The 15,186-nt window shown below is 47.3% G+C and carries 11 protein-coding genes; 3 read left to right on the top strand and 8 right to left on the bottom strand.

All coding sequences use genetic code 11. The features are described 5' to 3' along the window. Positions 1 to 26 precede the first annotated feature (26 nt). Positions 27 to 1,409, bottom strand: a complete 1,383-nt coding sequence (gene glyA, locus MBO_RS02955) for a serine hydroxymethyltransferase (protein ID WP_036363464.1) — start codon at positions 1,407 to 1,409, stop codon at positions 27 to 29. 180 nt (positions 1,410 to 1,589) lie between these two features. Then, positions 1,590 to 2,042, bottom strand: coding sequence for a chorismate--pyruvate lyase family protein (locus tag MBO_RS02960; protein ID WP_036363467.1), 453 nt, complete (start codon positions 2,040 to 2,042; stop codon positions 1,590 to 1,592). Between the two features lie 439 nt (positions 2,043 to 2,481). On the opposite strand from MBO_RS02960, the gene MBO_RS02965 reads away from it, so the two are divergent. Both MBO_RS02965 and MBO_RS02970 read left to right on the top strand, forming a co-directional pair. Next, complete coding sequence (locus MBO_RS02965) at positions 2,482 to 4,083, top strand: isocitrate lyase (protein WP_036363470.1); 1,602 nt, start codon at positions 2,482 to 2,484, stop codon at positions 4,081 to 4,083. Positions 4,084 to 4,175: 92 nt separating this feature from the next. Then, positions 4,176 to 6,338: a malate synthase G gene (locus MBO_RS02970; RefSeq protein ID WP_036363473.1), complete on the top strand. Its 2,163-nt coding sequence runs from the start codon at positions 4,176 to 4,178 to the stop codon at positions 6,336 to 6,338. A gap of 303 nt (positions 6,339 to 6,641) precedes the next feature. On the opposite strand, the gene MBO_RS02975 is transcribed toward MBO_RS02970, so the two are convergent. Genes MBO_RS02975 through nagZ form a run of 3 tightly spaced genes read right to left on the bottom strand, consistent with a single transcriptional unit; the run spans position 6,642 to position 9,157 of the window. After that, positions 6,642 to 7,082, bottom strand: a complete 441-nt coding sequence (locus tag MBO_RS02975) for a LysE family transporter (RefSeq protein WP_227712655.1) — start codon at positions 7,080 to 7,082, stop codon at positions 6,642 to 6,644. A gap of 11 nt (positions 7,083 to 7,093) precedes the next feature. Continuing rightward, entirely contained in the window at positions 7,094 to 8,071 is a 978-nt protein-coding gene (locus MBO_RS02980; RefSeq protein ID WP_036363475.1) for a manganese-dependent inorganic pyrophosphatase, read from the bottom strand. Positions 8,072 to 8,080: 9 nt separating this feature from the next. Beyond that, positions 8,081 to 9,157, bottom strand: coding sequence for a beta-N-acetylhexosaminidase (nagZ, locus tag MBO_RS02985; protein WP_036363478.1), 1,077 nt, complete (start codon positions 9,155 to 9,157; stop codon positions 8,081 to 8,083). A 169-nt stretch (positions 9,158 to 9,326) separates the two neighbouring features. Between nagZ and MBO_RS02990 the strand changes: the two genes are divergently transcribed. Continuing rightward, the gene (locus MBO_RS02990; RefSeq protein WP_036363570.1) at positions 9,327 to 11,501 is read left to right on the top strand and encodes a carboxy terminal-processing peptidase; all 2,175 of its coding nucleotides are present in this window, start codon (positions 9,327 to 9,329) and stop codon (positions 11,499 to 11,501) included. 62 nt (positions 11,502 to 11,563) lie between these two features. Here the strand turns inward: MBO_RS02990 and MBO_RS02995 are convergent, their stop codons facing one another. The 3 genes from MBO_RS02995 to MBO_RS03005 all read right to left on the bottom strand — a co-directional run bounded on the left by MBO_RS02995 (position 11,564) and on the right by MBO_RS03005 (position 15,165). After that, on the bottom strand, positions 11,564 to 13,108 hold the full coding sequence (locus tag MBO_RS02995; RefSeq protein ID WP_052585269.1) for a sensor histidine kinase: 1,545 nt from the start codon (positions 13,106 to 13,108) through the stop codon (positions 11,564 to 11,566). A gap of 58 nt (positions 13,109 to 13,166) precedes the next feature. Then, the gene (locus MBO_RS03000) at positions 13,167 to 13,889 is read right to left on the bottom strand and encodes a response regulator transcription factor (RefSeq protein ID WP_036363481.1); all 723 of its coding nucleotides are present in this window, start codon (positions 13,887 to 13,889) and stop codon (positions 13,167 to 13,169) included. A gap of 199 nt (positions 13,890 to 14,088) precedes the next feature. Continuing rightward, positions 14,089 to 15,165 carry an efflux RND transporter periplasmic adaptor subunit gene (locus MBO_RS03005; RefSeq protein ID WP_036363484.1) on the bottom strand — a complete coding sequence of 359 codons (1,077 nt, stop codon included), beginning with the start codon at positions 15,163 to 15,165 and terminating at the stop codon, positions 14,089 to 14,091. Between the last annotated feature and the right edge of the window lie 21 nt (positions 15,166 to 15,186).

A 15,186-nucleotide genomic window follows, 5' to 3' on the forward strand; every position in this document is an offset into this window, starting at 1 on the left:
TNTTTTTATTGGATTGAGTTTAGTGATTAAGCCTTGTTGATTTTTTGCATGGCTTTTTCATATAGGTCGCCGAATTTTTCTTTGGCGGTGTGTACGAATTCATGATCGGCTTGCTCGTCGATCATTGAGCTGATTTTGGTGAACAGCTCTTTGGTTTTTGATTTTTGGTACACAGGTAGGCGTTTGCATACTTCTGTGACTTTCTCGCGAACTTCTGCCAATACTTTCTCGTCACCTTTGGCATCTAGGATGTCGCAGATCCAACCTGCCAGCTCAACGCACTCAGCTTCTTTGAAGCCGCGCGAAGTAACAGCAGGCGTGCCTAGACGGATGCCTGAGGTCACGAATGGTGATTTAGGGTCGTTTGGCACAGAGTTTTTGTTCACGGTGATGTGAGCATCGCCAAGCCATTTGTCCGCTTCTTTGCCTGTGATGCCTTGCTTGATTAGGCTGATCAGCATTAGGTGGTTTTGGGTGCCGCCTGATACCACGTCATAGCCACGATCGACGATGGTCTGCGCCATGGCTTGTGCGTTTTTGACGACTTGTTGTTGGTATTCTTTGAACTCTGGTGACATCGCTTCTTTGAAGCAGACAGCTTTTGCGGCGATGGCGTGCATGAGTGGACCGCCTTGCGAGCCGGGGAATACCGCTGAGTTTAGTTTCTTTTCGATCTCTTCGTTGGCTTTGGCCAGGATTAGACCTGAACGCGGACCGCGTAGGGTCTTATGGGTTGTGGTAGTGACGACGTCAGCGATTTGAATGGGGCTTGGATATACACCAGCGGCTACCAGGCCTGCCACGTGCGCCATGTCAACGAATAGGTATGCGCCTACTTCGTCTGCGATGTCGCGGAATTTTTGCCAATCCATGACTTGTGAATAAGCTGAGAAGCCTGCGATGATCATCTTTGGCTTATGCTCACGAGCCAGACGCGCCACTTCATCATAATCGATCAAGCCATTATCATCGATGCCATAATGCACGGCATTATAGGTCTTGCCTGAGAATGATACGCTGGCACCGTGAGTTAGGTGACCACCGTGAGCCAGGCTCATGCCAAGAACGGTATCGCCTGCTTCTAGTAGTGCAAGATACACCGCAGCGTTCGCGCTAGAGCCCGCGTGAGGCTGTACATTCGCGTAGTCTGCACCGAACAGCTCTTTGGCGCGGTCGATGGCGATCTGCTCGATCACGTCCACGTGTTCACATCCGCCGTAGTAGCGCTTACCTGGGTAGCCTTCGGCGTATTTGTTGGTCAGTGATGAACCTTGAGCTTCCATAACAGCAGGAGAGCAGTAGTTTTCTGATGCGATCAGCTCAATGTGATCTTCTTGGCGCTGACTTTCAGCATCGATGGCAGCGGCAAGTTCTGGGTCGTAAGCGTGTAGCGAGATGTCTTTAAACATGGATATACCTTTTAAAGTGTGGGGAATAAAAAAATCCCCATTAGTGTATCATAATTTGCCAAAAATAACACAGCCGTTTACCGCTTTTGAGCGTCAATCTAGCGATAAAATTCATACCATATTGATGATATCGGTATCATACATTTGCATATCAATCAGCAGCAAATAGACTTTGTATTTTTATTGATGAAATGCATCCAAAAAATGCTCTTCGATTAATAGCTTTCGACCGTGCCAGTCATAGACGGTTGCCCGACCATACCGCCCATCATAACAAAAAATATACCGATCATAGGGTAGTTTGCGGTTCTTTTTGAACATCACATAGCCGATGGGGGTGCGTTTTAGGTGGCGTAAGCGCTTGGCATCACCAACTAGGCTATTCACAGGAAAGACGCTCTTGGCGCGCACCCATGCAGATTCGCTGCTGCCGAATAACAGCACTTCACGCACCCAAGCCAAGGCAGGGCGATGAGAAGGTAAGTTTAGTAATTTTTTATGACATAAATCAATGGCTTGATAGCCTTCTTTGATGACTTGCACGCGCAAAGACTGCCCTGACTTTGCTTCTAGCAGGGCGGTCAATGAACCTTCGGCGGTCAAATAGGGTATCAAATAATCTGGCGGATTCATTTATAAAACAGATCAAAAATATGCAAAAATTTTAGCATAAAAGTGGGTTTTTTGGCAGAAATGGCGATTTTTTAAGATAAATTGTTACAAATTTAGGTTAATTTGGGGTTAATTTCTTAAAAATTTTAGGGAGTATTTTGATGGTTTTTGTGGGTTTTCACATAACTGACACATGAGAAATTTTGATAAATATTTTGAATTTTCATGAAGTTGCACAAAAATATGATTGAATAATCATCATTTGATGTAATGAAAATTGGTCTATCATTTATTTTTAAAATACCGAACATTATGGTCGCCTATTGGATAAACGCAAAACTTTTGGGTATTCTGTATTTTAAGAATCGCAGGCAACTAATTACCCATCGGTATAGGCAGTGATTTGGTTAGTGCAGCGGGCGCTGTACTGATGACAATCCACCATGGAATCTAGGAGACTATCATGACTTATCAATCAGCTTTAGAACACGTTCGCAGTGTTAAAGAAAAATTGGGTGGCACTTGGGACGCTATCCGTCCAGAAGACGCTGCTCGTATGATTGTTCAAAACCGCTTCAAAACAGGTCTTGACATTGCTAAATACACCGCTGCCATCATGCGTAAAGACATGGCAGAGTATGATGCTGACAACACCAAATACACTCAATCACTAGGCTGCTGGCACGGTTTCATCGCTCAGCAAAAAATGATTGCTAACAAAAAATACTTCGGCACTACCAACAAGCGTTACATCTACCTATCAGGCTGGATGGTTGCTGCACTTCGTTCAGAATTCGGTCCATTACCTGACCAATCTATGCACGAAAAAACCGCTGTGCCTAAGCTAATCGAAGAGATCTACACTTTCCTACGTCAAGCTGACGCAAAAGAGCTAAACGATCTATTCCGTGCCCTTCAAAAGGCTGAAGAAGCTGGCGACAGCGCAAAAGTTAAAGAAATCGAAAGCCAAATCGACAACTTCGAAACTCACGTTGTGCCAATCATCGCTGACATCGACGCAGGTTTTGGTAACGAAGAGGCGACTTACCTACTAACCAAGCAAATGATTGAAGCGGGTGCATGTGCAATCCAAATCGAAAACCAAGTATCTGACGCTAAGCAGTGTGGTCACCAAGCTGGCAAAGTAACTGTGCCACACGAAGACTTCCTAGCTAAGATCAACGCAGTACGTTACGCGTTCCTAGAACTAGGCGTTGACGAAGGTGTTATCGTAGCACGTACTGACTCAGAAGGTGCTGACCTAACTCAAAAAATCCCAGTATCTCGTGAGCCAGGCGACCTAGCTTCTAAGTACATCAGCTACCTAGAAACTACTGAAATCGACATCGCTGATGCGAAAGAAGACGAAATCCTAATCAAGCGTGACGGCAAGCTACACCGCCCAACTCGCCTAGCCTCTGGTCTATATCAGTTTCGCGAAGGCACTCAGCACGACCGCGTTGTACTTGACTGCGTAACTTCGCTACAAAACGGCGCTGACATGATCTGGATCGAAACTCCAACGCCAGACGTAGCAGGCATCGCAAGCTTCGTAAACGACATCAAAAAGCAAGTTCCAGATGCAAAATTGGTTTACAACAACTCACCATCATTCAACTGGACCATCAACTTCCGTCAACAAGCGTACGATCGCTGGGTTGCTGAAGGTAAAGATGTATCAGGCTACGACCGTGCTAAGCTAATGGACGCACAGTACGACGATTCAGAGTTGGCTCGTGACGCTGACGAAAAAATCCGTACTTTCCAAGCAGACGCAGCTCGTGAAGCAGGTGTATTCCACCACCTAATCACACTACCAACTTACCACACCGCAGCTCTATCTACTCACGAGCTAGCACAAGGTTACTTCGGTGATGAAGGCATGTTGGCATACGTAGCAGGCGTACAACGTAAAGAAATCCGCGGCGGTATCGCTTGCGTGAAACACCAAGCAATGGCTGGTTCTGACATCGGCGACGACCACAAAGAGATCTTCTCTGGTGAGAATGCTCTTAAAGCTGGCGATGCGAGCAAGAACACCATGAACCAATTTGGCGGCTAATCATTCGCTGTCTAAATGACTAATCCAAACGGTGTTCTGCTGTCAAGGTAGAACACCGTTTTTGTTTAAATTTTGATTTTAAGGATAAAATTATGGCTACTACTCGTATTACCAAAGGCGCTCTTGCCATCGATAAGATTCTATTTGATTTTATTGAGAATGAGGCTTTGCCAGCTGCTAAGCTTGACAGCGACACTTATTGGAAAAACTTTGAACAAGTTGTTCTTGACCTAACCCCAAAAAACAAAGCACTACTTGCTCGCCGTGAAGAGCTACAAGCCAAGATCGATGACTGGCACAAGAATAATCCCTATGAGCTTGGTGCCTATAAGAATTTCTTGACTAAGATTGGTTATCTTGAGCCTGAAGTTGCTGACTTTGAGATCACCACGCAGAATGTGGATGATGAGATTGCGACCATCGCAGGCGCTCAGCTTGTTGTGCCTGTGCGTAACGCACGTTATGCATTGAACGCTGCTAACGCTCGTTGGGGCAGCTTGTATGATGCTTTGTATGGCTTTGACGTGATTTCAGAAGAGAATGGCGCAGAGAAAGGCAAAGGCTACAACCCTGTGCGCGGCGCCAAAGTCGTTGAATTCGCTAAGAATTTCTTAGATGAGACATTCCCGCTACAAAGTGGCTCACACGCAGACGCGACCGCTTACACCATCAAAGATGGTCAGCTATCAGTATCATTAGGCGATACCAAGACCACATTAAAAGACAATAAACTTGCTGGTTTTAATGGCGCGACTGACGAGCCAACCGAAATTATCCTAAAAAATAACGGCCTACACGTCATCATCCAAATCGATCCAAATAGCCCGATCGGTAAAGACGACAAAGCAGGTGTTAAGGATGTCGTTCTAGAATCGGCCGTTACCACGATTCAGGACTTAGAAGACTCAGTTGCCGCTGTCGATGCTGAAGAGAAAGTAGAAGGCTATCGCAACTGGCTAGGTCTAATGAAGGGTGATTTATCTGAAACTCTAGAAAAAAATGGCAAAACCATCACTCGCACACTAAACGCTGATCGTACTTATACCGATTTGTCGGGCAACACTCAGAAGCTACACGGTCGTTCGGTCATGTTGCTTCGTAACGTGGGTCACCTGATGACGAACCCTGCGATTTTGGTGAATGGCGAAGAGATTTTTGAGGGTATCATGGATGCGCTTGTCACGCCAATGCTGACTGCCGTGGACATCCGTGGTGAGAACACGCTGCGCAACTCTCGCACAGGTTCGATGTACATTGTGAAGCCAAAAATGCATGGCTCTGATGAAGTGGCATTTGCAGTAGAGCTGTTCGAGCGTGCCGAGCAAGTAATCGGCCTGCCTAAGAACAGCCTAAAAATGGGCATCATGGACGAAGAGCGTAGAACGTCTGCCAACCTTAAAAACTGTATCGAAAAAGCACCAGAGCGCACCATCTTTATTAACACAGGCTTCATGGATAGAACGGGCGATGAGATTCACACCGCCATGCATGCAGGCGCATTTGTGCGTAAGGGCGACGTAAAAGGTCAAACTTGGTTCGGTGCCTACGAAGAGCGCAACGTGTCTATCGGTCTAAAAGCAGGGCTTCGCGGCAAAGCGCAAATCGGTAAAGGCATGTGGCCAAAACCTGACGAGTTGGCTGACATGTACCGCGCTAAGATCGAACACCCACAAGCTGGCGCGAACTGTGCTTGGGTACCATCACCTAGCGGTGCGGTAATTCATGCTATCCATTACCATCAGTGTAATGTTATGAATCGTCAAGAAGAGCTTGCCAAGCTTGCCACGCCAAGCCTTGATGATCTTCTGACCATTCCACTTGCCACCGATACGAACTGGACAGCAGATGAGAAGCGTCGTGAGCTTGAGAATAATTGTCAAGGCATCTTGGGCTATGTTGTGCGCTGGGTTGATTTGGGTGTGGGCTGTTCAAAAGTGCCTGACATCAATAACGTCGGCCTGATGGAAGACCGTGCGACCTTGCGTATCTCGTCGCAGCACGTTGCCAACTGGTTGGCTCACGGCGTCGTAACGTCTGATGAGGTGATGGAAGTTTTAAAACGCATGGCGAAAGTTGTGGATGAGCAAAACGCAAGCGATCCTGCGTATCGTCCGATGGCGGATGACTTTGATAATAACATCGCCTTTAATGCTGCTGCTGACCTAATCTTCAAAGGCGCGACACAGCCGTCTGGCTACACTGAGCCATTGCTGCACAAGGCAAGATTGAAACTTAAAGGCTATCAAGGCGACTGATATAAGTTACCTAAATAGCTAACAAAACCCCAAACTTAGGTTTGGGGTTTTTGGTTTAAATGTAGGTTATTTCTCGTTAAGTAGTAAGCTTAATCACAACCTTACCAACCACAAATTCATCCTAAAACCAACAAATAAACACCCCACGCCAAACATGGCGAGCGTCATAATGAACGGACGAGATCCGAATATATCTGCCAGTTTTTGCCACTAAATACCAACAGCAGCAAATACAAAAAGCTGACAAGTTGCAAAATCACTGCTAATACAAAAAACGTCAAAAACGGCTTATCGTAAGTCGGACTAACAAACTGCACAAAAAAACGACAAGAAAAACAAAATTGCCTTAGGGTTGGTCAGGCTGAGCGACAACAATCGGTGAAAGTAGTTTTGATTTGCTACTTTTGGTGGGTTAAAGCTTTGATTGGCGATGAGATGCCTGTTCTTAAATGTGTGATAAGCCCCGATGATTAGGCGTATCCCAAGGTATGCCAAATAACAGCCGCCAATAAGCTTGATGACATCAAACGTGCTGGGGTAGAGCTTTAGTAGTGTCCCCGCTCCGAACACGGTCGCCAGTATCAGTATTGTATCACCCACCAAGATTCTTGACATGGTCTGTCCGCCGGCTCTTTTGCCACGAGATGCTGCCACCGATAGACAGTACAGACTGTTGGCGCTAGGCAAGGTAATGATGATAATCACGCCGATGAGATAAGCAGTCAGGTCTGTGATGCCGAACATGGGTTTTCCGTCTAGTTGTGATATACCTCAAGAGCGGGGACGATTTGCTTTTTGCGGCTGACGATGCCTGTTAGGCTAAATAGACCGTCTTGGGCGGCGGTGTTAAATGCCTTGGATAAGATGGTATTTTGAGTATCATCGTAAGCGATGGCATAGCCTGTTCGCTGTGCGATGTCCACGATGGCTATCATCAGGTGGTCAAGTTGCTTTTCTTGTTTTAGGGTTTGGGCGGTCGTGATGAGATCGTCCATTCGTCCGATGATTTGAGGCAGATTCATGGTCTCGATCCCTGCGATGCCCCATTTGCTCGTGCCGAATTGATATTCTTTGTAATCCATCAGTAGGATGTCGCGGGCAGATAGATGGCTGACGTCACTTTTTGCTAAGAACATGGCTTGGGCGAAATCATCCTTTTGCGATTCGCTCATGTTGGCGATAGCAAGTAGCTCTGCTGCCACCATGCGATCATCATCTGTGGTGGTGGGGCTGTTTAAGTTTAGGGTGTCTGATAGAATCGCAGACAGCATGAACGTCGCCAGCAAGGGTGTGATGGTGATGGACTTTTGGATGAACATCTCATACAGGATCGTGCAGGTGCAGCCCACAGGGTAGATGCGAACGTAGGCGGGTGTAGGCGTTGATATGCCTAGCTTATGATGATCGATGATGTATCTTATATCAAAGTCTGCCAAATGCGCAATCGATTGAGCAGGTTCATTATGATCGGTCAAGCCAATCAAGTCGCCCAGGCTTAATGTGCTTAAGGGCTGATTGGGATCTAAGTAAGGCAAAATCTCAGGTGTCAAACCAGCTAATTCATCAGAATAATGCTGCCAAAGATAATCCAGCACAAACTTCGTCTCAAGGTTTGGCACGCCAAGTCGATAGGGTGTGGCGGCGATGTCTTGAGCATTTAACCAATGAGCGAACGCGAACGCAGAGGCGAACGCATCGGTATCAGGAGAAGTGTGACCAAAAATATGATGCATGATAAGCCTTTATGAATTCGTGCTGTAGTTGGTAGGGTCTTTACCATCCTTGGCGGTGATCGCCTCACCAAAGAACGCCTTCATGACGTTGTCTTTGGCAGTGTTGTAATGCGCGAAGGCTTGGCAGGTGCTGATGAGATCGCCTTGCCATGTTGGGATGATGCTTTTCATTTTGCTGAATCGGTTTACCACCTCAGGCATGGTCTTGGCAAATTCTACCGCGCGCATGGCATCATCACGGTTATTGCAGACCAGCACCATGTCGCAGCCCGCTTCGATGGCGGACTTGACGCGAGCGGTGACATCGCCTGCGACATGAGCAGCTTTCATTGATAGGTCGTCTGAGAATAGCACGCCATCATAGCCTAATTGCTGTCTTAGAATGTCTTGTAGCCAGACTTTTGAGAAGCCTGCTGGCTTGTCATCGATTTGGCTAAATATCACATGCGCAGGCATGAGTGCATCGAGTTTTGATAAGTTATTTTTGAAGGTGATGAGGTCGCAGGTCCATATTTCGTCGAGGGTGCGCTCATCCACCGCGTCCGAGACGTGCGAGTCAGGGGCGATGGAGCCGTGACCCGGGAAGTGCTTGCCGGTGGCTTTCATGCCTGCATCATTCATACCATCGATAAAGAGCGCTGATAGAGCGGTGACAGCCTCTGGGTTGGCATGAAAGGCGCGATCACCAATAACCAGACTGCAACCATCAATGTCCATGACAGGCGCAAAGCTGATATCCACGCCCACCGCGAGTACCTCGCACGCCATTAGGTAGCCTGTATCATAGGCGAGCGATAAGGCAAGCTCTTGATTGTCATCATAAATCTCTCCGAGTCGTCCCATCGCAGGCAGGGGTGTAAAACCATCGCGAAAGCGCGCCACTCGGCCGCCTTCTTGGTCGGCGCTGATGATAAGATTGGGATTGATGGCTCTCATGCTGTCAGTTAAGGCGCGCACTTGGGTAGGGTCTGCCACGTTACGCTTAAATAAAATCACGCCGCCCAATGCGTCATTTGCTAAGAAGTCCTTATCGTCGTCGGTTAGGGTCAGACCATCCATGTCTGCCATGATGATGCCAGTTGCCATAACTTACCTTAGTGTAGTGAAATAAATTTGCTTATTATACGATGAATTTGGACAAATGTATCAATCGGTAGAAATTTACTCACAAAAACCATCACACAAGCAAGGTTGAGTATGGTAAGATAATGCGAATTTTTCTTAATTTCACCGATTGATAATAACATTGGAATATATTATGAAACAGCAATTTTTATTGTCGGGTGTGGCGACCGCTGTGGTGGGTGTGCTGCTTGCTCAGAGCGTCAGCACTGTGGCGACAGCTTCGGACAAACAAGGCTTTGAGCCAAATGTCGAACAAAAAGTCACCGCCCGTCAGGTGTCGTTGTTGCTCGATCGTGCGCATTATCTAGATCAGCCACTAGACCGCGAAATGGGCAAAAAAATCCTTGAAACTTACTTTGATAATTTAGATGCATCACGCACTCTACTGCTACAGTCGGACGTGGATGAATTCATGGCAAAATACGGCGACACCTATGCTGAGCGCCTAAAACGTGGCGATCTGACAGCAGGTATTGAGATTTTTGAGCGTTATCGCACGCGCGCCAATGAATACTATGATACCGCCAAAGAGATGCTGGCAAAAGATGTTGACCTTCGCACGAATGAGTCCATCATTCTAGATCGCGAAGAAGCGCCACGTTTCGCCAGCAAAGAAGAACAGCTACGCTATTGGCAAAATCAAACCACTTATGCACTGATTAACATCACCTTAAACCAAGAAGATGATAAAGCTAAGGATAAGGCATTTATTGATAATCCTGAACTGTCTCGTGGTCAGGATTTGGTTAAAGGTGAGAAGCGTACGCCGAACGAGATTTTATTAAATCGTATCAATCGTCAGCAGCAGCAGTTGGCGCGCCTAAAAGATGATGAAATCATGGAAAGCGTGCTAAATGCAGCGATGATGGCATACGATCCGCACAGCAACTACTACGCGCCAGTGCAGGCGAACGAAATGCAGATTCAGTCGAATCTACAGTTAGAGGGCATTGGTGTATCCATTCGCCCCGATCGTAAGAACCCTGATTATACGCGTATCATCAGCTTGGTCGATGGTGGCCCTGCCCAAAAAACAGGTCAGATCCGTGCCAATGATCTCATCCTAGGCGTGGCTCAAGATGGTGAAGAGATGGTGGATACCATCGGCTTTAGCACGCGTGAGATAGTGGCACTCATCCGCGGCGCAAAAGGCACAACCGTCACTATTAAGGTCAAGCAGCCGAATACGCCTGACAGCTCAGCGCGCAACGTCACCATCTTGCGTGATGTCATCAAGCAAGATGAATCAGGGGTGCATCATCGTATCGTTGAGATGCCGTATGAGGGCGGCGTCAAGCGCGTTGGCGTGTTAGAGATTCCAAGTTTTTATCTTAATTTTCAGGCGCGACGCAGTGGCCTAAGTGCTGATAATTATCGTTCGGTCAGCATTGATACCGAAAAAGCCCTAAAAGCCTTAAATCAAGAGAACATCGATGGGCTTGTGGTTGATCTGCGCAACAACCCTGGTGGTTCACTGGATGAAGTTGCCAAGATGATGGGCTTATTCATCAAAGAAGGCCCACTGGTGCAGATTCGAGATAACCGCGGCAACGTCCAGATCTACGCCGATAAAGACGGCGGTCGTCAGCTATATGCAGGCGATATGTCTGTGTTGATTAATTTAGGTTCAGCATCGGCGTCAGAGATTTTCTCCGCGGCGATCCAAGACTATGGACGCGGTCTGGTGGTGGGTAGCACCACCACAGGTAAGGGCTCAGCTCAGGCGCGACGCGACGATCTGGCGCTTGGTACAGCAGCGATTACCCAGCGGAAATTCTACCGCATCAATGGCGGCAGTACTCAGAATAAAGGCGTCGTGCCAGACATTCCGTTGGTGAATATCTATGAGGGCATTGAATTTGGCGAACGCGAATACAAGAATCCACTTGAGTGGGATACCATTGCAACTACTCAATATACTCCTGAGGGTAAATACAGCCAAGCGTTAATTGAGCGCCTAACCAAAGAATCCAAGGTGCGCCAAGATCAAGACGTGCAGTTTAGATACCTAAGCGAGCTCAATGCCATCCGTGCACTTGATGATGATAAAAAATCTGTCGCTGTGAACATCGATAAGCGCCGAGCCAAAGCCAAAGAAATTGAAGCTTTGACATTAAGAGCTGAGAATGCGCGTCGTCAGGCAATGGGTGAGACGCCTTATACTGATTGGGCAACCTATCAAGCAAGCGTCGATGCCTTGGCTGAAGAGCGCGGCGCAATGAAAGAGCATGAGCGCCCAAAATTGCCTGAAGAAGAAGCTTATATCTTTGAGGCGGCGCGCTTAATGTTCGATGCCAAGAAATAACACAAAGCAAAGAAATAAAAAGCCATCATCGTGATGGCTTTTTATTTGGGCTTGCAAATGATTTATGACTTGGTTGTGTTCTGAGCGTCTTTTGTGGCATCTTTGCCTTTGATGGGCAGCACAACTAAAAATCGAGTCTTGCCTTGCCATGTGTCTGTGCTAATGTGTCCGCCATGGGCTTCTACAATTTGGGACACTAGGGATAGACCAAGACCTGAACCTTTTTTCTCCTGCTTTAGGCGCACAAAGGGGCTAAAGATGTCTTTGCGCTTATCTTCTGGAATGCCACCGCCCTGATCGATAAAGGCAAGCACCGCAAAGTCTGCTTCTTTTGGTGGTGCGTCTTTTTGGCGAGAGAAACGCAGCAAAGGTTTCTTGGCTGGCTTGGTTGTTTCGCTATTAATCTCAGGGGTAATCTGGGTAAGATTATCTGGAATGTTCTGCGCGCTTGATAAATCCGCCGCTTCGTACAGATAGACTTCAATGGGCGGCACACCATGAATCATGGCGTTATTTAGAAGATTTCTTACCAGATGGGTGAGTAGCTTGGGCTGCGCGATGATGGTCATGGCTTCGGCGGTCAGAGTCACCTCGGGGTAATGCTGACACTCTGTGCGCACCAGATCATACAGATCAACCTGTTCGGCAGCTTGCAGGGCATGACCCGCATCAAGGCGCGACACCAACAGAATGCTCTCGACCAGATCATCAAGCCCTGTCAGATCTCGATTGATGGCTGCGGCGCGTTTTTCAAACTTTGCCTTATCATTATCATTTAGCTTATGGGCGAGCATGTCCATCATCTCAATCTGCAATCGAATGCGCGTGATGGGCGTGCGAAATTCGTGCGATGCATGAGCAAGCAGAAGGTTATTGGCGTTGATGAGCTGTTCGATTTTTTTGGCGGATTGATTGAAACCGCGTGCCAATGCTGCAATCTCATCATTGCCGCCTTCATTCACGCGCACACTAAAATCGCCATTACCCAGCTTGTCCATCTCTTGGCTCATCTGATTGATTCGCCTTGTGATATTGCGTGCAATCCACCACAGCACCGCCGCCATCATGATGATTAATAGGAGTGTACCTGTAAATAGGTTTAGCAGACGAGAGAATGGACGTTCTTTTGGTAGGATACGGCTTTCATACCACACCTGATAGCCTGCGCTGTTCTTGATGGTGATGTGGTGGTGCGCAGGAGAGAATATCCCAGGGGCGACATTGTCAATCCACGTGCGTTCTCCGATAAGCTTTGGAGGTAGATCGCTGTTCTCGGTCTGCAGGATGAGCTCTCCTGTGGGGCTGTACAGACCGATTTTGGCATTTAGGCTTTCATCAAAGATGTCAAAGCTTTTTTTGACCACGGCTAAGATGAAACGTGCTTTTAGTAGTTCGTTTTCTTTGGTTAGGGCTTCAGCTTGGGTCACCAAAGGGTCAATCTGTGTGACGATCTGCTCGGCAATGGCGCGCGATCGTACGCTGTCGGAGTTGTTATGCACAAGCTGAGACAGGACAATCATGGCAATGGCAAAAGCCACAATTGCCAAAAAAACGCTAATAAATAAGCGAGCGAAAACAGAGTTTGGGGCGAATTGAAATTGCTTCATAAACTTTAAAAATCACATAAAAAAGACCATCATGGCGATGGTCTTTTATCGGACAGACCTATACTTGGTCGGTCGCGAACTGGTAACCCACACCGCGCACGGTGATGATGCGTTTAGGCTGACGCGGGTTGTCTTCGATGAGTGCGCGCAGACGTGAGATGTGCACGTCGATGGCACGATCTATATTCTCTGAGCTGTCATCGTTTGGCATGGCTTGCCAAAGTTGTTCGCGATTTAGCACCTTGCCAGCATGGGTTGCAAAGTAATGCAGTAGCTGGAATTGGTGCGTGGTCAGACGTACGATCTTATCATCGATGGTCACTTCGTGGCTGTCAGGAAATACAGTTAAGCGACCAAATGTTAGACTGCCAGAGTGTAGGTCGGCTTGGTTTGGCGTCTCGTGACGGCGAAGTACCGCACGAATACGCGCAAGCAATTCACGCGGCTCAAATGGCTTAGAGATATAATCATCAGCACCCATCTCAAGGCCTAACACGCGGTCAGTGGTATCACCTTTGGCGGTGAGCATGACAATTGGCACTTTATTGATGTGTAGGTTCTTAGAGCCACGAACTTTTTGGCAGACTTGCATGCCATCCATGTCAGGCAGCATCAAGTCTAGCACGATTAAGCTGATGTCGCGTTCTTTGGCATCTAGCAGGTCAAGTCCGCCTTGGCCTGTGGCGGCGTGATGTACTTCATAATAGTTCATTGACAGGTAGTCGCTGATTAATTCTGCCAAATCTGGATCGTCTTCGATAAGTAAAATTTGTTTATTCATGGATTATCCTAGTTAAGTAAGCTATTTCAAAAATTAAATTAAAATCTAGTGTGTATATCTTGCCAATGTTTGCTTGGCTTGACAAGTGTTAATTTGTAGCAAATAACCCTTTTTATGAAAATTTGCGTAAATTTTCCAAGAATCGCGTAAAACTAAGCGGCTTTTGAAAATTGTCAGTAACAATTCGCATTATCGTGTATTAATCGACGACCACGCGCTTGCCATCGGCTTGCATCGGTAGTTCGACCAAGACAATTAAGCTGTCTTCGGTGATGCCTGATGCCAAGAATCTGCGCGATTCTGGCAGGTATTCGATGATGTGCACGCGCGACAGCGTAAGGCTGGCATCTTGCTTGACCACCCAGATATTCGCGGCGATGGGCGCTTGCGGCTTGTGGGGTGGGGCGTGGAGCTTGGTTAGATCAAGCGGTGATAAGTTGTCATCAACGATGGCAAACTTAGGCACGAGTGCGCCAACGCTAATCTGACCGTATTCCACGATGCCTTTGGCGAATTGTCCTGAGTTGAGTCTGTTGGCGCTGTCTTTTTTTGGTGAGATTTCAACGCTGACATCAATCGTGCTGAATGATTCTGGGCTTTTGGTCACGTGAGCGATTTGTCCGCTAAATGGCGCATCGTCAACGCTGATGTCGACGGTTTTTCCGATTTTTAGATGTGGTTTTAGGTAGGCGGGCAGACGGCTGATGAACTGATATTTTGATTCATCAACGAGGGTTAGTAGAGGTGTGTTGGCTCTGATGGTCATGCCAGTATTTAGGCGTAAATTATCCACCACCCCACTAAAAGGCGCGGTCAGTGTGATGATTTGCTCATCTTTTGATGCGCGACTGTCTTGCTCTTGTTCCGCCTCTTCATTGATCGTATGTATTGGCGCTGGTTGAAGATGAGCGAGTATGTCGCCTTTTTTGACAGCGTCACCTGATTTGACAAGAACATCAACCACTGTGATGTCGATCGGCTGAACGAGATTGGTTCTTTGGATGGGTGCGATGATGCCTTGTAAGCCAAAACTGGGCTGATAGCGCGACATCTTGACCGAGGATAGATGTATGCCATTGAGAATAACCTCTTCACCGTCGAAGCGTACGGGGTGGGCGGTGATGTCGTCTTGTAGGAGTTGGTCGCGCTTTTTGGCGGCGGATTCATCACGGTTGTCGATTTTATTGTCCAGATGTTCTGCCAAATCCGCGCTGCCCATGTCTTGGCAGCCGATGAGTAATGCAAAGAAATAAGGTAAACAATAAATAGCACGCATGATGATTGGTAAGACATGGAA

It is taken from the genome of Moraxella bovoculi 237 (assembly GCF_000696305.2).
GTDB lineage: Bacteria > Pseudomonadota > Gammaproteobacteria > Pseudomonadales > Moraxellaceae > Moraxella > Moraxella bovoculi.